We start from the raw sequence: 18,182 nt of genomic DNA, 5'->3' as shown, positions 1-18,182 counted from the left end.
GGCGCCGGTGAGCGGAGCGGCGGCGGATACGCCGGTGGCCGAGCGGGCGGTGGAGGCGATGCTGTCCCTGAGCGGACGGACGCTGCCCCTGCTGCGGAGGTGGGTGGCCTCGGCTCCGGACTGCGGGGTGGCGCGGGGACTGCTGACGCTGGCGACCGGTGACCGCCTGAGCGATACCGTGCTGAAGGAGCAGTTGGTGATCGCGCACCGGGACGCGCGGGCCGCCGGGGAACGGCAGACGAGTCTGGTGTACGGCGTGTTCCTCCACACCCACCGGCAGTACCGGCTGGCGGCCGATCACCTCGTGGGGCACTTCGCCCGGTGGCCCGCCGACGAGCTGGCCGGGCTCATGCTGGGCGTGTTCTCCTCCTGCGGGGACGCCGCCTACCGCGCGCACGGCGATGCCCTGGTGGAGCAGCAGGCGGCGTCGGCCGGTCCGGACAACTGGCCGTGGCTGAGCTGGCTGGCCTCGACCAGGGCGGAGCAGGGGCGGGCCAGGGAGGCGCGTGACCTGGCCGGGCGGGCATTGGCCCGGTACCCCCGCTCGGGCGTGGCCGCGCATGCCCTCGCGCACGCCGAACACGAACTCGGAGCCGGCCGCGCTTCCGTCGAGTTCCTGGACGGGTGGCTCCGGGCGGATCCGGAGGCGGTGCAGGTACGGCACCTGAACTGGCATGCCGCGCTGCAGTCCATCGCCGGCGGCGACTTCGCGGAGGCCCGCCGGCGGGCGGACGCGGCACTGGCGGTCACGGATGTCGGCATGCGGTCCGCGACGAACTGGCGCCTGCTGCTGGCCGGGCAGGCGCCGGCCGGCCTGAGCGACCCGGACCAGGTACGGGAGTTGCTGGCCGCACCGGGCGGGACGGCGGAGGTCTTCCACACCTTCAACCTCGCCCTGGCCTTGGCCGTGGAGGCCGCGACCGACGACCTGCACACCCTGGCCCGCCGGGCCGCCGCCGACGCACGGCCCGACTTCCGCGATGTCCTGGCCCCCGTGGTCCAGGCGCTGGCGGAGATCACCGGGGGCCGCCCCCGGGCGGCGGTGGACCTGCTCAGCGCCTTGGGCGAGAAGGCGGAGCGGATCGGCGGGGTGCGGGTGGAGCGCGAGATCATCCAGGACACCCTGGCCCGCGCCCTCGTCGACGCGGGCGAGCACGTACGCGCGGCCGATCTCCTGCACCACCGCATCGCCGACCGCCGCCACCACACCTACGAGGACCTCCTCCTCGCCGCGCGCACTCAGGCCACTCCCGACGGCCACCACCGGTCCCGCACCACCGGACAGCGGGAACTCGACGGCGAAGTGCCGCAGGTGGTGCTCCAGGGCATCGTCCGGAAAGGCGGCGGGGCCGTGGACCGTGAGACCTGAGGCGAAGCCTTCGGCGGTGGCACCGGACCGGGTCGGCGCCCGACGAGGAGACATGGGGGCCGGGACATGGAGGCCGATGTTCTCCACCACGCGGAACGAGCCGTCGGCCTCGGGGGCCTTCCACGCGGGGCCCCGGCTGTGCCGCGAGGGGGAGGGTCAACTCGCGCGCAGAGCCGGGTAGTCGGTGTAACCCTCGGCGCCCGGCGTGTAGAACAGCGCGGGCCGCGGCTCGTTCTCGGGGTGCTCGCCCTGCCAGCGCTCGACCAGGTCCGGGTTGGCGATGACCGCGCGGCCCACGGCCACGGCGTCGGCGTGAGCGGCCTCGATCAGCCGTGTCGCCTCCTCGCGCGTGGTCGGCGAGGAGAAGCCGCTGTTGGCGATCAGCTTGCCGCCGAAGCGCCGGCGCAGTTCCTGGACCAGGTCGCCGGCCGGCTCCTTGTGCAGTACGGAGAGGTACGCCAGGCCCAGGGGGCGCAGCCGGTCGAGCAGGGTGCCGTAGGTGGCCAGGACGTCGTCCCGGTCGGTCTCGAAGGCGTCCTGGATGTTGTGCTCCGGCGACAGCCGAAGCCCGACCCGGCCGGCGCCCACGGCGTTCGCCACCGCGGTGACCACCTCGACGACGAAGCGGGCCCGGTTCTCGGGCGAGCCGCCGTACTCGTCGGTGCGCCGGTTGGACGCCGGGGAGAGGAACTCGTGCAGGAGGTAACCGTTGGCCCCGTGGATCTCCACACCGTCCACCCCCGCCTCGATCGCCCGGCGAGCGGCGCCGACGAACTCGTCGAGGGCCTCGCGGGCCTCCTCGACGGTCAGCGCGTGCGGCACCGGGTAGGGCTGCTTGCCCTTCTCCGTGTGCGTCTCGGCGTCGATCGCGATCGCACTGGGGGCGACGACGCGGCGGCCGCCGTTGATGTCGGGGTGAGTGGCGCGACCGCCGTTCATGATCTGCATCACGATGCGGCCGCCGCGAGCGTGCACCGCCTCGGCGACCCGCCGCCAGCCGGCCACCTGCTCCTCGGTGACGATCCCCGGCTGCCCGACGAACGCCCGCGAGGCGTGGCTGGGGTAGGTGCCCTCGGCGATGATCAGTCCGACGCTCGCCCGCTGCCGGTAGTGCTCGACCACCAGGTCCCCGGGCACGCCGGAAGACCCGGACCGCGAACGGGTCAGCGGAGCCATGACCACCCGGTTGGCGAGTTCGAGGTCCCCGAGGGAGACCGGCTCGAAGAGTGAGGACCCGGAAGAAAGCGGTGAAGCAGGCACAGGTTTACAGACCTTCCAAAAATACCGAAACATGGACAAGCGGCCCCCGTCCTGTCAGCCTAACTCATGTACGCATCATCGTGAACATGAGTATGGCCGAGCGGTATCCTCCCTCCATGGCCAGCCGTACGTCCTCCCCGCTCACGCACCCCGACGAAGCCGACTTCGACCTGTTCAAGATCATGGGCGCGCTGGCCGACCCGGTCCGACTGGGCATCGTCACCACCCTGGCCGCCAGCCCCGGCCTGGCCTGCAGCGGCTTCTACCAGGAAGTGGCCCGGTCGGCCCTCACCCGGCACTTCCGCGTCCTGCGCGAGTGCGGCGTGCTCCGGCAGCACGACGTCGGCACCCGCCGCATCAACGCCCTGCGCAAAGAGGAACTGGACCATCGCTTCCCCGGCCTCCTCGACATGGTGATCAAGGAAGCCGCCGCCCGCCCGATTCCCGTGCCGGACGCCGAGGGCGCCTGACGGTCGCACGCTCGCCCGCCCCGGCCGCCCTGGCAGCCTTGGCCGCCCTGGCGGCACGGGCCGGTCGCCCCACCCCGGCCGTCCGACCCGGCCGTCCCGTCCGACGGTCAAAGCCTGCCTGACGCCCACGGTTGCCCCATCGGCTTATCGGGCTGTCGTACGAAGGCTCATACCAGAGCGGGACGTCGTACGGGGGACTTTGCCAACTGCTCCTCTCAGGCGGGGCGCAGCCGACTACTGTCAGTGTCGGTCGGGTGACGCGGACGGACCGCCGGTCACCGCCGACACCGCGATGGCGCCTGCCCGCGTGGCGCACCACGCGCGAGCACCCAGCCCCACGGACCAGTACGAGGACACCGATGTCTCACCTCCGCCCCCCGGCCGCCCGCGCAGACCGCCGTGAGGGCGGGCGGCACGGGCGGCCGGCCAACCGCACCGAGCACGCCCTGCCCGAGACGCACATACGCTCCCAGTTGCTGCGCCTGGCCGTGCTGCCGCCGATGGCGGTCGCCCTCGGCGCCTCGGCCGTCGTCCTGTTCACCGTCCGGTCCAGCGCCTCCCGGCCCGGCCCGCTGCTCTGGGCCGTCGTGGCCGGCGCGGCATTCGTGACCCTGGCCGCCGTGGTCGTCGCCGCCATCGCCGCCGAGCGGGCCGCCCGCACCGTGCGCGACCGCGTCGGCGCGCTGCGCCGCAGCACCGCGCGCCAGGAAGCCGAACTGCGCGCCCTGGTCGACACCCTGCGCCGCGGCGAGGGCGTCTCCCCGCGCACACGGCACGCCGGACCGCCGGCCGACGCCGACGACTTCGACCTCCTCGCCGGTGACCTGGCCCGCGCCCACGACGGGGCGGTCGCCGCCGTCGTGCAGGCGGCACAGCTCTCCAGCCAGGCGGGCAGCGAACAGAAGCTGGAGGTCTTCGTCAACCTCGCCCGGCGCCTGCAGTCGCTGGTGCACCGGGAGATCACCCTCCTCGACGAGCTGGAGAACGAGATGGAGGACCCCGACCTGCTCAAGGGGCTCTTCCACGTCGACCACCTCGCCACCCGCATCCGCCGGCACGCCGAGAACCTCGCCGTCCTCGGCGGCGCCGTCTCCCGGCGCCAGTGGAGCAACCCGGTCTCCATGACCGAGGTGCTGCGCTCTGCCATCGCCGAGGTCGAGCAGTACTCCCGGGTGCGGCTGGTGCCGCCCGTCGACGGCACCCTGCGCGGCCACGCCGTCGCCGACGTCATCCACCTGCTCGCCGAACTCGTCGAGAACGCGACGGTGTTCTCCGCCCCGCAGACACAGGTACTGCTCCGCGCCAACCTCGTCACCTCCGGGCTCGCCGTCGAGGTCGAGGACCGCGGCCTCGGCATGCCCGTCCGTGAGCAGCACCGCATGAACGCCCTGCTCGCCGACCCCGACCAGGTCAACGTGGGCCGGCTGCTCGCGGACGGCCGCATCGGGCTGTTCGTCGTCTCCCAGCTCGCCAAACGGCACGGCATCGGCGTCCGTCTGCAGACCAACATCTACGGCGGGGTGCAGGCCGTCCTCGTCGTGCCGCAGGCCCTGCTGGGAGCGGCGCCGGAGGTCATGGCAGCGCCCCCCGACACGGCACCGGACCTGCCCGCGGCTCGGCCGGGCGCCCCCGGCACGCCCACGGTGCCGGCGAACTCCACCGGGGGCGCGGGGACCGGCGTACCGGCGCGGCTGCCCGCGCCCCTCCCCACGCCCACCTCCGCACCCACCTCCACACCCGCACCCACACCCGTACCCACCCCCGGTCCCGCAGAGGGCACCCGGCCCACCGCGGCGACCACCCCGCCCAGTACGGCGGTCCCCGCGACCGTACCGACCACCGCGCCGCCCCACCCCCCAGCGCCCGGCACCGGCCCCGCGCCGCTGCCCGTGCGCGGTGCCCGTCCCGGGCGGGCCAACCCGGCCGAGGCCGTGCCCGGTGTCCGGGCCGACGAGCGACGGCTGCTCGCCGAGCACGCGAGCACCCCGCCCGTACCGCGGCACGCCGCCGTGCGCGGCACCATGGGAAAGCCCCAACTGCCGCGCCGCCGCGCCCAGGAGCACCTCATGCCCCAACTGCGCGAAGGGCCCGTCCCCCGCCAGGACACCGGTCAGCTCGCCGGTCACGACCCCGGCCTCATGGCGGCCTTCCAGCGCGGCATCGGTCTCGCGGAGGCCCGGCAGCGCCTGGAGCCGGAGGCCGAGCCGGGACCGGCGGGGCACGCCCCGGCCGCCCCGGGCACCGTGTCCCGTACGACCGAGGCGAGGCCCGCGCCCGCGGCCCGCACCGACCACACCACCCGGCCCGACGGGAGCGCACCGGCGGGATGACCAGACCCGAGCCCCACCCACCCCTGCCCACCCACCCCTCCGCACCCACCCACCCCGGCGCACCCACCCCCACTGCCCCCCGCGCTCCCGCAGACCTTCGTACCCCAAGGAGTCGATCCACCATGGTGAGCGATGCCCCCACCGGCCATGTATCCGATCTCGACTGGCTGATGAGCGGCCTCGTGCAGCGCGTGCCGCACACGAGCAGCGCGGTGCTGCTGTCCTGCGACGGACTGGTGAAGTCCGTCCACGGCCTCGACGCCGACAGCGCCGACCACATGGCCGCGCTCGCCTCCGGCCTGTACTCCCTCGGCCGCAGCGCCGGCATCCGCTTCGGCGACGGCGGGGACGTACGCCAGGTCGTCGTCGAACTCGACTCGACCCTGCTGTTCGTCACCACCGCCGGCTCCGGCACCTGCCTCGCCGTGCTCGCCGGCCGCGAGGCCGACGCGGCGGTCCTCGGCTACGAGATGGCGATGCTGGTCAAGAGCGTGCGCCCGTACCTGGTGACCGCACCCCGCCACGCCGTCGAATCCTCGGCGTTGAGGTCTTGAGCGTGACGACGGCCGGCGACGGGCCCTGGCTCGACGAAGCGGCCGGACGGCTGGTACGCCCCTTCACCGTCAGCAACGGCCGGACCCGGCCCACCGTCGCCCTCGACCTGATGTCGCAGGTGCTGGCCACCGGGGGCGCCCCCCTCGGCTACCTCGGTCCGGAGCACGCGCAGGTGATCGACCTGTGCCGTGCTCCTCTCCCGGTCGCCGAGGTGGCCGCCCATCTGAGGCTCCCGGTCGCGGTCACCAAGGTGCTGCTGTCGGACCTCGTCGACTGCGGCGCGCTGACCACCGGGCCACCCGCCGCGTTCCACCACAACCCCACGGACCGGGCCCTTCTGGAGGCAGTGCTCGATGGACTACGACGACAGCTCTGACTACGACGCGGCCGACGCCGAACCGTTCCCCACCGCGCTGAAAATCCTGGTGGCGGGCGGTTTCGGGGTGGGCAAGACGACCCTCGTCGGCGCGGTCAGCGAGATCGCGCCGCTGAGCACGGAGGAACTGCTCACCACCGTCAGCGCCGCGACCGACAACCTCGACGGAATCGAGAACAAACTCGAAACCACCGTGGCCATGGACTTCGGCCGTATCACCCTCGACCCCGAACACGTGCTCTACCTGTTCGGCACGCCGGGCCAGGAACGGTTCTGGTTCATGTGGGACGAACTCTGTGAGGGCGCGCTCGGCGCCGTCGTCCTCGCCGACACCCGACGCCTGGAGGAGTCCTTCGCCGCCATCGACTTCTTCGAACAGCGCGGACTGGCCTTCATCGTCGCCGTCAACGAGTTCGACGGCGCCCACCGCTACGACACCGAGGAGGTGCGTGCCGCCATGGACCTGGCCGAGGGGATTCCCGTGGTGCGCTGCGACGCCCGGATCTCCAGCTCCGGCGTACAGACCCTGCTGACCCTCGTACGCCATCTGATCGCCCACACGCCGGCCGCCCCCACGGGGTACGGCGCCCACATGTGACCGACGCCGACACCCCTGGGGAGCCGCCCATGACGTACGCCCACACTGCCGGAGCCCGCCCGTGAGCCACGACCCGCCGCTGAGCGACCCCCCGCCGCTGAGCGCCGCCTCGCCGCTGAGCCATGCCCCACCGCCGCACCACGCCGCGCCGCCGGGTTACGACCCGCCGCGCCCCGCCGGACGGCTGCTGCTCACGCCCGAGGACACCGAGGCCCCCGCCCGGGTGCGGCGGCTGCGCCGGCTCGGCCTCGGGGAGCGCGTGGAACCCGCGCTCGACGTCTTCGCCGGCCGTCTCGCCGAGGTCACCGGGGCCCCGTACGCCATGGTCAACTTCCTCGTGACGAACGGGCAGTTCTTCGCCGGACTGCACATCCCGCTGTTCCCCCCGGTGGTGCGGGCCGACGGCACCGGTCCCGAGTTCGGGCGCGTGCACCCCCGCGACCACGGCTTCTGCCCCCATGTGGCCGCCCGGCGCAGAGCGCTGGTCCTGGAGGACGTCCGCGACTACCCCCGCTTCGCGGGCAACCCGGTGGTCGACGAGTTCGGCATCCGCTCCTATCTCGGCGCCCCGCTGATCGACAGCACGGGCACCGTCCTCGGGACGGTGGGCGCGGCCGACGTACAGCCCAGACCCTGGGGGAAGGCCGGGCTGGAGACGATCAAGTCGACGGCGGCGGAACTCGTCGGCCGTATCGAACGCGCGGCGGACGACGGCCTGCCGCTGTGAGGCCCCCGGCCCGGCACGTGCCCCGAGACCGACGCGCTCCTTCGGACCGGTGCACTCCCTCGAACCGGTGTGCTCCTTCCAATGCGAACCGGTGCGTTCCTCCGGACCGGTGCGCCCTTCGGACCGGTGTGAAGGAAAGCTGCGGCGCGGGTTAAGAAAACCTCGATGGACTTCGCGTGACGGCGTAGGGCAGATTGCTGTGTGATCCCCCTCTCGCCCCGGACGCGGGCCGCTTCGGCGTACCCGGGTGCCGGGGCCGTACCCCGTCAGGAGCCGTAGCGGTGAAAGCGCTGGTCAAGGAGAAGGCGGAGCCCGGTCTGTGGCTCGCGGACGTACCCGAGCCCGCCGTCGGACCCGGTGACGTCCTCATCAAGGTGCTGCGCACCGGCATCTGCGGCACCGATCTGCACATCCGGGCCTGGGACGGCTGGGCGCGGGGGGCGGTGAGCGCCCCACTGGTCCTCGGGCACGAGTTCGCCGGCGAGGTGGTCGCGACCGGCCGCGACGTCACCGAGGTCGCCGCCGGCGACCTGGTGAGCGGCGAGGGCCACCTGGTGTGCGGCAAGTGCCGCAACTGCCTGGCCGGGCGCCGGCATCTGTGCCGGGCCACGGTCGGCCTCGGCGTCGGCCGCGACGGGGCGTTCGCCGAGTACGTGGCCCTGCCCGCGGCCAACGTGTGGGTGCACCGGGTCCCCGTCGACCTCGACGTCGCCGCGATCTTCGACCCGTTCGGCAACGCCGTGCACACCGCCCTGTCGTTCCCGCTGGTCGGCGAGGACGTCCTGGTCACCGGCGCCGGACCGATCGGCCTGATGGCCGCCGCCGTCGCCCGGCACGCCGGGGCCCGCAACGTCGTCGTCACCGACGTGAGCGAGGAGCGGCTTGTGCTGGCCCGCGAGATCGGCGTGAGCCTCGCGCTGAACGTCTCCGCCGCGACCATCGCCGACGGGCAGCGGGAACTGGGCCTGCGCGAGGGTTTCGACATCGGCCTGGAGATGTCCGGCCGGCCCGAGGCGATGCGCGACATGCTCGCCAACATGACCCACGGCGGCCGGATCGCCATGCTGGGCCTGCCCGCCGAGGAGTTCGCCGTCGACTGGTCCCGGATCGTCACCTCCATGATCACCATCAAGGGCATCTACGGCCGGGAGATGTTCGAGACCTGGTACGCGATGTCGGTGCTGCTGGAGGGCGGTCTCGACCTGGCCCCCGTCATCACCGGCCGCTACGGGCACCGCGACTTCGAGGCGGCGTTCGCCGACGCGGCGAGCGGCCGCGGCGGCAAGGTCGTCCTGGACTGGACCGCGTAAGGCCCGGGCCGGCCCTGAGGGCCGACGACCGTGCAAGCCCCCGGCGACACCGCAAGCCCCCGGCGACACCGCAAGCCCCCGGCGACAGTGCAAGCCCGCCCACCCCGTCCCCGCCTCCCCAGGAGTACTCCCGTGTTCGACTCCGTCCGCGACGACCTGCGTGCCACCCTCGACGAGATCCGCGCCGCCGGACTGCACAAGCCCGAGCGCGTGCTCGGCAGCCCCCAGTCGGCGACCGTGAACGTGACCGCCGGCGGCCGCCCCGGCGAGGTGCTCAACTTCTGCGCCAACAACTACCTCGGCCTCGCCGACCACCCCGAGGTCCTCGCCGCCGCCCACGAGGCACTGGACCGCTGGGGCTACGGCATGGCCTCCGTCCGCTTCATCTGCGGCACCCAGGAGGTGCACAAGGAACTGGAGGCGCGGCTGTCGGCCTTCCTCGGCCAGGAGGACACGATCCTCTACTCCTCCTGCTTCGACGCCAACGGCGGCGTGTTCGAGACGTTGCTGGGCCCCGAGGACGCGGTCATCTCCGACGCTCTCAACCACGCCTCCATCATCGACGGCATCCGCCTGTCCAAGGCCCGCCGCCTGCGCTACGCCAACCGCGACCTCGCCGACCTGGAGCAGCGGCTCAAGGACGCCTCCGACGCGCGCCGCCGCCTGATCGTCACCGACGGCGTCTTCTCCATGGACGGCTACGTCGCACCGCTCGCGGAGATCTGCGACCTCGCCGACCGCTACGACGCCATGGTCATGGTCGACGACTCCCACGCCGTCGGTTTCGTCGGCCCCGGCGGACGCGGTACCCCCGAGCTGCACGGGGTGATGGACCGCGTCGACATCCTCACCGGCACCCTCGGCAAGGCCCTCGGCGGCGCCTCCGGCGGTTACGTCGCCGCGCGCGCCGAGATCGTCGCCCTGCTGCGCCAGCGCTCCCGCCCCTACCTGTTCTCCAACACCCTCGCCCCGGTCATCGCCGCCGCCTCGCTCAAGGTCCTCGACCTGCTGGAGTCCGCCGACGACCTGCGCGTCCGGCTCGCCGAGAACACCGCGCTCTTCCGCCGGCGGATGGCCGCGGAGGGGTTCGACGTCCTGCCCGGCGACCACGCCATCGCGCCGGTGATGATCGGCGACGCGGCGCGGGCCGGGCGCCTGGCCGAGCTGCTGCTGGAACGCGGCGTGTACGTGATCGGCTTCTCCTACCCGGTGGTGCCGCAGGGCCGGGCCCGGATCCGCGTCCAGCTCTCCGCCGCGCACTCCACCGACGACGTCGACCGCGCGGTGAACGCCTTCGTCGCGGCGCGCGCGGAACTCGACGCCTGACCACCGCCAAGCACCTGCCACCACGCGCCACCATCTGCCACCACCTGCCACCACCTGGGAGAATCGTCCACGTGATCGAAGCGCGGCGGCTGCACATCCTCCGGGCGGTCGCCGACCACCGCACGGTGACCGCGGCCGCCGCCGCGCTCCACCTCACCCCGTCCGCCGTCTCCCAGCAGCTCACGGCCCTGGAGCAGGAGACCGGGCACCGCCTGGTCGAGCGCGGCGCCAAGGGCGTACGGCTGACCCCCGCCGGCGAGATCCTGCTCGGCCACACCCACGCCGTCCTCGCCCGACTGGAACGGGCCGAGGCGGAGCTGGCCGCCTACGACGCCGGCCGGGCCGGCACGGTCACCGTCGCGGCCTTCGCCACCGGCATCGCGCTGGTCGTCGCGCCCGCCCTGGCACGGCTGGGCGGTACGGCGCCGGGCATCCGCATCCGCGTCCAGGACGCCGAGGGCGACGCCAGCGTGCCGATGGTGCTGGACCGGCAGGTCGACGTGGCGGTGGCCGTCGAGTACCGCGGGGCGCCGGCCGCCGACGACCCGCGCCTGACCCACCTCGCGCTGTACGCCGAACCCTTCGACGCGGTCGTCCCGGTCACCCACCGCCTCGCCGGCGCCGACGAGGTACCGCTCGCGGAGCTGGCCAAGGACCCGTGGATCGGCCCCTACCCGGGCAACCCCTGCCACGACGTGGTGGTGCTGGCCTGCGAGAGCGCCGGGTTCCAGCCCCGCCCGGAGCACTTCTCCGACGACTTCCGCGCGGTGGTCGCGCTCGCCGCGGCCGGGGCGGGGGTGGCCCTCGTCCCTCGTACCGCCCTGCGCGGCACGGATCTCACCGGCGTGGTGGTCCGCCCGGTCGACGGCGTCGCCCCCACCCGCCGGGTCTTCGCCGCGGTACGCCGGGGCGCGGCGGGGCATCCGCTGATCCGCCCGGTGCTGGACGCGCTGGAGGCGGCGGCGCCGCGGTGAGCCGTACCTGACATACGGCCCACCCGGTCCCGGCGCCCCGGACCACCTCAAGCGGCCGGGCCGAGCCGGGGGTTGAGCACCGGCACCGGTACTGGTGCTCGTGCCGGTGCCACTGCCAGTACCGGCGCCGGTGTCAGTGGCTGCGGATACGGTGCCTGGCATGCCGGTCGCCGAAGACGTACGCCAGATCGCCCTGTCCCTGCCGGACACCACCGAGAAGATCTCGTGGAGCATGCCCACGTTCCGGGTCGCGGGCAAGATGTTCGCCACGCTGCCCGAGGACGAGACCTCCCTCGCCGTGCGCTGCCCGAAGGAGGAGCGCGACGAGCTGGTGCTCGCCGAGCCCGAGAAGTTCTGGATCGCCGATCACGAGGCCCAGTTCGCGTGGGTACGGGCTCGCCTGGCAGCCCTGGACGGCGAGGGCGAACTGCGGGACATCCTCGCCGACTCCTGGCGCCAGGCCGCCTCGCCCCGCCTGCTGGAGACGTACCCCCGGCTGGGGCTGCCGCCCACCGCCTGAGCACCCGCGCCGCGGCCCCGCCCGGAAAGCCGGGCGCGACCACCGCCCTGGGTGAGGTATGGTTTTCCTGCACGTCCTGCTGGGGGAAACCCCAGGTCAGGCGGGCATCGGGACGTGGCGCAGCTTGGTAGCGCACTTGACTGGGGGTCAAGGGGTCGCAGGTTCAAATCCTGTCGTCCCGACTGGAGACAGTCGCAGGTGAGGGCCGGTTTCGGAGAGATCCGAAACCGGCCCTTCGCCGTTCCTGGAGCCGTTCGGGGACCGATCGGGGACCGGTCAGGGACCGACGGAGGCTGACGGAGGCCGACGGAGACCGATCGGAAGTCGATCGGGTCATGGTCGAGGCTCACTCGGTCACGTACATGAACAATATGCACATGGGTGTACGTCCGTGACCCCTTGTGCCACGCTCATGACAACGTCTCGATGCGAGTTGAGGGGTGTCACACGCATGGTCATGTCCCGGCGCACGGTCCTCACCACGGCGGTCACGGCCACCGCCACCGCTGCCACCGCCGTCACCCGAGCGTCACTCGCGCCACAGGCGCGAGCCGCCGACCTGCTGCCGTCGGCCGAGGTGCGCAGGACGCTGCGGGCGGCGGCGGACTACGCGGTCGAGAAGGTGCGGGCCGTCGCTCCGCAGGTGACGGGGTTCCCCGTCGGCACGAAGTTCGAGAAATGGGTCTACTCGCCGAACGGGGACTGGGTCGGCGGATTCTGGCCGGGGACGCTGTGGATGGCGTACCTGCACAGCGAGGACAGCGGGTTGCGGACCCTGGCCCTCGACTGGGCACGCCGTCTGGCTCCCCGCCAGTACGACACCACCACCCACGACCTGGGCTTCCTGTTCACTCCCTCATGGGTCACCGCCTGGCGGCTGACCGGTGACGAAGTCTGGCGGTCCGGTGCTCTGCGGGCGGCCGACTCGCTGATCCGGCGGTACAACCCGCGCGGGCGTTTCCTGCGGGCGTGGGGCCGGCTGGACGAGGCGAACAACGCGGGCCGCGTCATCATCGACACGATGATGAACCTGGACCTGCTGGCCTTCGCGAGCAGTCAGACGGGGGACGCCCGGTACCTGGACATCGCCGTCGAACACGCCCGGACCACACAGCGGCACTTCCCCCGGCCGGACGGCTCCACCCCCCACGTCTTCGACTTCGACCCGGACACCGGCACCCCGATCGGGCCCGGCACCGTGCAGGGCTACAGCCCCCGTTCGTGCTGGGCCCGTGGGCAGTCCTGGGGGATCTACGGGTTCACCACCCTGCACCGCCGCACCGGCGACCCGGAGTTCCTGGCGACCGCGCGCAAGCTCGCCGACTTCGCGATCGGCGCACTGGGCGCCGACCACGTACCCGTATGGGACTACCGGGCGCCGCAGCAGCCGCACGACATCAAGGACGCCTCGGCCGGCGCGGTCATGGCATGCGGGTTGCTGGACCTGGCCGCCGTGACGGGGGAGCGCGCCTACCGCGAGGTCGCCGTGCGGTTGCTCACGGCGCTGTCCCGGACCTGCCTGACCCGCAAGTCCTCTCGTGCCGACGCCGTCGTCGCGCGCTGCACCCGCAACCGGCCGGCCGAGGACGGGGTCGAGATCTCGCTCCCCTACGCCGACTACTACCTGCTGGAAGGCATCCTGCGCCTCCTGCGACCGGGGGACGTCGACCGGGCGATCGACCTGTCGAGCCGCTGACCCGCCGCAGACGAGGACGAAGACACCCATGGATGGACGAGGACACCCATGGACGAGGACACCCATGCGATCCGGTCCGGTCCGGCCCATGAGAGAGCGGGAGGAACCCGATATGACGGGTGACGAGAGCGGGAACACCACCGGTATCACCAGGCGCGGTCTGCTGGGCGGCGCCGCGGTCGCGGCCGCGGGCGCCGTCACGGGCGTCGTCTCGGGAAGCGGGACCGCTGCCGCCACCACGGGTGCGCCCGGTCAAGTGCCGGTGTTGTGGCGGGAGTTCACCCGTGACCCGTACCGGCATGCCCAGATCCCCTACATCGGCCGGGCGGGCTTCGGTGCCGGGGCGGCCCGCCCGCCCCGGCATCCGGTCATCGCGGACGTACGCGACTTCGGAGCCGTGGCGGACGGGCGGACGGACTGCGCTCCCGCGATCAACCGGGCCATCGCCGCCGCCGGGAAGGCCGGCGGCGGCACGGTCACCGTCCCGCCCGGCACGTTCCGCATCGACGGCCTGATCCGGCTCGGCCACTCCCACGTCGTGCTGCGCGGCGCCGGCAGCGGCCGCACGACGCTGTACGCCACGAAGAACCTCACCGAGCTGATCGGCCCGTACGGCTCCCGCTACGGCGGTGACAAGTCGTCCTGGTCCTGGGCCGGTGGCCTGATCTGGCTGGCCCCGGAGGCCCGCTGGAACTCCCTGACCGGGGCGATCAGGACCGGGGCGTGGCCGTTCGAGGGCTGGACCGGCAACCGCCGCGACGAGTGGCGCACGCTCACCGAGGTGGCCCCCGCCCGCCGGGGCGACCGGACGGTGACGGTCACGGACCCGGCCCGGCTGCGTCCCGGCGCCCTGGTCCTGCTGCGCCTCGCCGACGACGCCGCGCACACCCTGCTGGCACACATGGCCGGTGACGGGCCCGGCGCCGGGGAGTATGTTTGGACCGACAAGACCAAGCTGCTGTCCTACGTCCCCTACGAGTGGCCCGTCCGCGTCACCCGCGTCCACGGCCACGAGGTCACTCTGGAGCGCCCGCTCCCCCTCGACGTACGCCCCGAGTGGGACCCGCGGCTGACCACCCACGTACCGGAGCTGACCGGCGCGGGCGTGGAGGGGCTGACCCTGGAGGCGGTGCAGACCCCGCAGCAACCCCATCTCCTGGACCTGGGCCACAACGGCGTGGTGCTGCAGTGCGCGTACGACTGCTGGGTGGACGACGTGACGGTCCGGCACGCCGACAACGGCTTCGGCCTGGTCGCCGCCTCCGCCTGCACACTGCGCCGCACCCGCGTCGAGGGGCGCGGCTCCCACCACCCGTACTTCTGCCGCGAGGGCTCGCACGACAACCTGGTCGAGGACTTCACCATCGAGGACCGCACCACCCCGGCCCCGGCCGGCACCCAGTTGCACGGCATCAACGTCGAGGGCCTGTCCTCCCACAACGTCTGGTCCCGCGGGGACATGCGCATGGGCACCTTCGACAGCCACCGGGGCATGCCGTTCGCCAATGTGCGCACCGACATCACCGTCGACAACGACGGCCGGCACGGCGGCGACGCCAGCGCCGGTCCGCTCTTCGGCGCCCGCTTCACCCACTGGAACATCCGCGTCACCAACGGCCGCGCCGGCCTCATGAAGATCGACGGCCTGGCCCCCAACTCCGCCACGGTCGGCATCAACGAGGTCCGCGAGTTCGACCAGACCGACGTCCCCGACTTCACCGGCGACCTCCGCAGCCGGCTGGAGCTGTACGGCACGACCGGCGTGGTGCGCCCGCGCAATCTCTACGAGGCCCAGCGCGACCTGGGCACCCACACGAAACGCGATCTGGGCACCCACACGAAAGGAGACCGGCGATGAGAGCGAGGCATCGGCTGGCTGTGCTGCCTGCCGTCCTGGTGGCACTCGCCGCGGGCGCCACCCCGGCCGTCTCGGCGCCCGAGGCGAGCGCCGCACACCGCGTCCCCCGGACAGCCGTCCTCGACGGCGTCCGCCTGCAACAGACGAAACACCTTCTGGACCGCGGCGACACCCGGCTGCGCCGCGCGGCTCGGGCGCTGACGGCCCGCGCCGACGCGTGGCTGGGCCAGGGCCCCTGGACGGTCATCGACAAACCCCGCCCCGCGCCCGGCGGCGACGTCCACGACTACCTCAGCCAGGCCCCCTACTGGTGGCCCTCCCAGACGCCGGGCCCGGGCAACGAGTGGGGCTGCCCGTACGTGCAGCGCGACGGCCGGCGCAACCCCGAGGTCGACACCGGCACCGACCGCCAGGACCTGGAGAAGGTGGTCGACTCCGTCTACGACCTCGCCCTCGCCTGGTACTACACCGAGGACGGCCGGTACGCCCGCAAGGCCGGCCAGATCCTGCGCACCTGGTTCCTGGACCCCGCCACCCGCATGAACCCCCACCTCGACCACGCGCAGTTCATCCCCTGCAAGTACGACGGCCGGGCGATCGGCATCATCGACTTCTCGCAGTCGTACACCAGCGTCCTCGACGCGGTCGCCCTCCTGAACACCGGCGCCCCCGGCTGGACGGCGGCCGACGACACCGGCATGACGCGGTGGAACAAGGACTTCCTCACCTGGCTGCGCGACGGCGACTTCGGCCGGCAGGAGGACGCCGCCACCAACAACCACGGCACCTTCTACGACATGCAGCTCGCCGCCCTCGCCTACGTCACCGGCGACAAGACCCTGGCGCGGGACACCGTCCGGCGGGCCGCGACCAGGCGCCTCACGCCCCAGATCGCCGGTGACGGGAGCCAGCCCCAGGAACTGGCCAGGACCCGTAGCTGGCACTACTCGACCTTCACCCTGGTCGCGCACACCCGGCTCGCCGCGATCGGCCGGCACGTCGGCGTGAACCTGTGGGCGTACCGCGGCCCGGAGGGACAGAGCCTGTTCGGAGCCGTCGACCATCTCCTGCCCGCCGCCACCGGCACCACCGCCTGGCCGCATCCGGAACTCGAATTCCACCGGTACGCCGCCACCGACGTCGTCCACGCGGCCGCCGACGCGGGAGACCCCCGGGCCCGCGCCGCCCTGCGCTCACTGGAGGAACCTCCCGGAGGCGACCTGTGGTCACTGCGCCCGGCGCCGGAGCAACTGGACTCCATCGCCGGCTGAACCACGGCCGGCCCGGGCCCAGCTCCACGAGACCGCTGCACCGCCGTGACCAGGGCTGTTCGGGGTCGTTGTGCTGATGGACCCAATCGTTCACTCGCACACTCGGCCGGGTTGTGTCCGGTGGCCGACCTCCTTCCCCGACAGAGATGACGGACATGCGAACGTTCCTCGCTCCCAGCGCGGCCGATCTCTTCCTGCGTGATGTCGAGCGGCGAGCCGATCACCCGGACGCGGCCTCGACCATCGGGGCGGTGCTGCACCTGACCGGGGCGGTACCCGCACTGACCGACCTGCGGGAGCACGTCGCCGCCCGCATGACCCGCCTTCCCTGCCTGGTGCACCTCCTGCGGGGCCGGGGCCGCAGGGCGCGGTGGGTGCGGGCCGTCCCCGACGTGACGCGTCACGTCGGCGTACTCCGGGTGGGGAGCGGCCCCGAAGCCGTCGAGACCGCGGTGCGCGGCCTCCTGGGTGAGTCCTGGCCCGAACAGGCGCCGGCCTGGCGGGTGGTCCTGCTGCACGGGCATGTCCCCGACGGGTTCGCGCTGGTCTACCTGGCCCACCACAGCGTGCAGGACGGCGGCACCATCGTCACGGTCCTGGGGGCACTCTTCGGGCCGGGGGCGCCGGCTCAGCGGCCGACGGCGGCGCCGCGAGCACTGCCCGCCGCGCCCCGGCCCCCGCTGCGGCAGGTGCTGCGGAGCACCAAGGTCCTGCTGCGGCATGCCAGGAAGCACCATCTGTGGACCTCCCCCGGACAGCCGCTGTCGGACTGCCGCCGCACGCTGCGGGTCCGGGCCCCCGCGGCGTGGCTCAAGGCGGCGGCCCGTGCCGGTTCCGGAGAGGCCAGCATCAACGACGTCTACCTCGCCGCCCTCGGCCACGCGATCGCCGGGTGGGCGGCCACCGCCTGGACCCGCGCCGCCGACGCCCCGCTCCCCGTCATGGTCCCCGTCGACCTGCGCACGGCCGACGAGGCGACCGCCCCCGGCAACCGTTTCTTCCTGACCCGCGTCGACCTCCCGGGCGGCCCCCTTCCCCTCGCCCAGCGGCTCGCCGGCACTCCCGCGGCCACCTCGGCCCTGAAGCTGCCCGGGCACCGGGCCGTCCTGCGCGCGGCCCTCACCCGTCTCCCCGCCTGGCTCCTGAAGCGCCTCGTGGAACTGAGTACCGCCCCGGGCCGGCTCACGCTGGTCGCCTCCTGCCTGGTGATGCGCAAGCGACTGCGCTACGGCGACGCGGTGGTGGACCGGATCGATCCCCTGATGTGCTGCCCGCCGGGCGCGCCCCTCGCGGTCGCCATGCTCGTCTACGCGGGCGAGGCGAGTGTGTGCTTCCGCCTCGACGAAGCCCTCCCCGGCACCGAGAGCCTTCCCGCCCGGTGGCGCCAGGCCCTGGAGGAACTGGCGACCGCCGGTGACCGCCCCGCGAAGCTCCCGGAGGGCCCGGCGAACCCCGAGGATTCGGTAAGCCCTGAGGACCCCGGGGCCGCCACTGCCGTGGCGGCCCCGCAGCCGCAGCCGCAGCCGCAGCCGGATTGATCGC

The 18,182-nt window shown here is 73.3% G+C and carries 16 protein-coding genes and 1 tRNA gene; 16 read left to right on the top strand and 1 reads right to left on the bottom strand.

The annotated features are described in order from the left end of the window. Positions 1-34 precede the first annotated feature (34 nt). Positions 35-1,369 (top strand): tetratricopeptide repeat protein, encoded by a 1,335-nt coding sequence (locus ABEB00_RS25010; RefSeq protein WP_345622426.1) that lies wholly within the window; start codon positions 35-37, stop codon positions 1,367-1,369. A 156-nt stretch (positions 1,370-1,525) separates the two neighbouring features. Here the strand turns inward: ABEB00_RS25010 and ABEB00_RS25005 are convergent, their stop codons facing one another. Next, complete coding sequence (locus ABEB00_RS25005; RefSeq protein ID WP_345622425.1) at positions 1,526-2,629, bottom strand: alkene reductase; 1,104 nt, start codon at positions 2,627-2,629, stop codon at positions 1,526-1,528. Positions 2,630-2,745: 116 nt separating this feature from the next. Here ABEB00_RS25005 and ABEB00_RS25000 point away from each other — a divergent pair, with 116 nt between their 5' ends. The 15 genes from ABEB00_RS25000 to ABEB00_RS24930 all read left to right on the top strand — a co-directional run bounded on the left by ABEB00_RS25000 (position 2,746) and on the right by ABEB00_RS24930 (position 18,178). Further along, complete coding sequence (locus tag ABEB00_RS25000) at positions 2,746-3,099, top strand: ArsR/SmtB family transcription factor (RefSeq protein ID WP_345622423.1); 354 nt, start codon at positions 2,746-2,748, stop codon at positions 3,097-3,099. 359 nt (positions 3,100-3,458) lie between these two features. Then, positions 3,459-5,429: an ATP-binding protein gene (locus ABEB00_RS24995; protein WP_345622422.1), complete on the top strand. Its 1,971-nt coding sequence runs from the start codon at positions 3,459-3,461 to the stop codon at positions 5,427-5,429. Positions 5,430-5,551: 122 nt separating this feature from the next. Continuing rightward, positions 5,552-5,983, top strand: coding sequence for a roadblock/LC7 domain-containing protein (locus ABEB00_RS24990; RefSeq protein ID WP_345622421.1), 432 nt, complete (start codon positions 5,552-5,554; stop codon positions 5,981-5,983). Between the two features lie 2 nt (positions 5,984-5,985). Beyond that, positions 5,986-6,360, top strand: coding sequence for a DUF742 domain-containing protein (locus tag ABEB00_RS24985; protein WP_345622419.1), 375 nt, complete (start codon positions 5,986-5,988; stop codon positions 6,358-6,360). Next, entirely contained in the window at positions 6,338-6,958 is a 621-nt protein-coding gene (locus ABEB00_RS24980) for a GTP-binding protein (RefSeq protein ID WP_345622417.1), read from the top strand. The genes ABEB00_RS24985 and ABEB00_RS24980 overlap by 23 nt, the downstream gene beginning before the upstream one ends. 115 nt (positions 6,959-7,073) lie before the next feature. After that, positions 7,074-7,685 (top strand): GAF domain-containing protein, encoded by a 612-nt coding sequence (locus ABEB00_RS24975; protein ID WP_345622499.1) that lies wholly within the window; start codon positions 7,074-7,076, stop codon positions 7,683-7,685. Between the two features lie 281 nt (positions 7,686-7,966). Next, entirely contained in the window at positions 7,967-8,995 is a 1,029-nt protein-coding gene (gene tdh / locus ABEB00_RS24970) for an L-threonine 3-dehydrogenase (RefSeq protein WP_345622415.1), read from the top strand. Positions 8,996-9,127: 132 nt separating this feature from the next. After that, entirely contained in the window at positions 9,128-10,321 is a 1,194-nt protein-coding gene (locus tag ABEB00_RS24965) for a glycine C-acetyltransferase (protein WP_345622414.1), read from the top strand. 71 nt (positions 10,322-10,392) lie between these two features. After that, a complete protein-coding gene (locus ABEB00_RS24960; RefSeq protein ID WP_345622413.1) occupies positions 10,393-11,295 on the top strand; it encodes a LysR family transcriptional regulator in 903 nt (300 codons plus the stop codon). A 160-nt stretch (positions 11,296-11,455) separates the two neighbouring features. Beyond that, the gene (locus ABEB00_RS24955) at positions 11,456-11,815 is read left to right on the top strand and encodes an MmcQ/YjbR family DNA-binding protein (RefSeq protein WP_345622411.1); all 360 of its coding nucleotides are present in this window, start codon (positions 11,456-11,458) and stop codon (positions 11,813-11,815) included. 108 nt (positions 11,816-11,923) lie between these two features. Next, positions 11,924-11,997, top strand: a tRNA-Pro gene (locus ABEB00_RS24950). Positions 11,998-12,266: 269 nt separating this feature from the next. After that, positions 12,267-13,511 carry a glycoside hydrolase family 88 protein gene (locus tag ABEB00_RS24945; RefSeq protein WP_345622410.1) on the top strand — a complete coding sequence of 415 codons (1,245 nt, stop codon included), beginning with the start codon at positions 12,267-12,269 and terminating at the stop codon, positions 13,509-13,511. Between the two features lie 112 nt (positions 13,512-13,623). Next, positions 13,624-15,369 carry a glycosyl hydrolase family 28-related protein gene (locus ABEB00_RS24940; protein WP_345622409.1) on the top strand — a complete coding sequence of 582 codons (1,746 nt, stop codon included), beginning with the start codon at positions 13,624-13,626 and terminating at the stop codon, positions 15,367-15,369. After that, positions 15,366-16,640, top strand: coding sequence for an alginate lyase family protein (locus tag ABEB00_RS24935; RefSeq protein ID WP_345622407.1), 1,275 nt, complete (start codon positions 15,366-15,368; stop codon positions 16,638-16,640). Before ABEB00_RS24940 ends, ABEB00_RS24935 begins: the two co-directional genes overlap by 4 nt. 155 nt (positions 16,641-16,795) lie before the next feature. Next, positions 16,796-18,178 carry a hypothetical protein gene (locus ABEB00_RS24930; protein WP_345622405.1) on the top strand — a complete coding sequence of 461 codons (1,383 nt, stop codon included), beginning with the start codon at positions 16,796-16,798 and terminating at the stop codon, positions 18,176-18,178. The last annotated feature ends 4 nt before the right edge of the window (positions 18,179-18,182 follow it).

This window comes from Streptomyces ziwulingensis (assembly GCF_039542605.1).
GTDB classification, from domain to species: domain Bacteria; phylum Actinomycetota; class Actinomycetes; order Streptomycetales; family Streptomycetaceae; genus Streptomyces; species Streptomyces ziwulingensis.
This window is presented reverse-complemented; position numbering and strand designations above follow the sequence as displayed.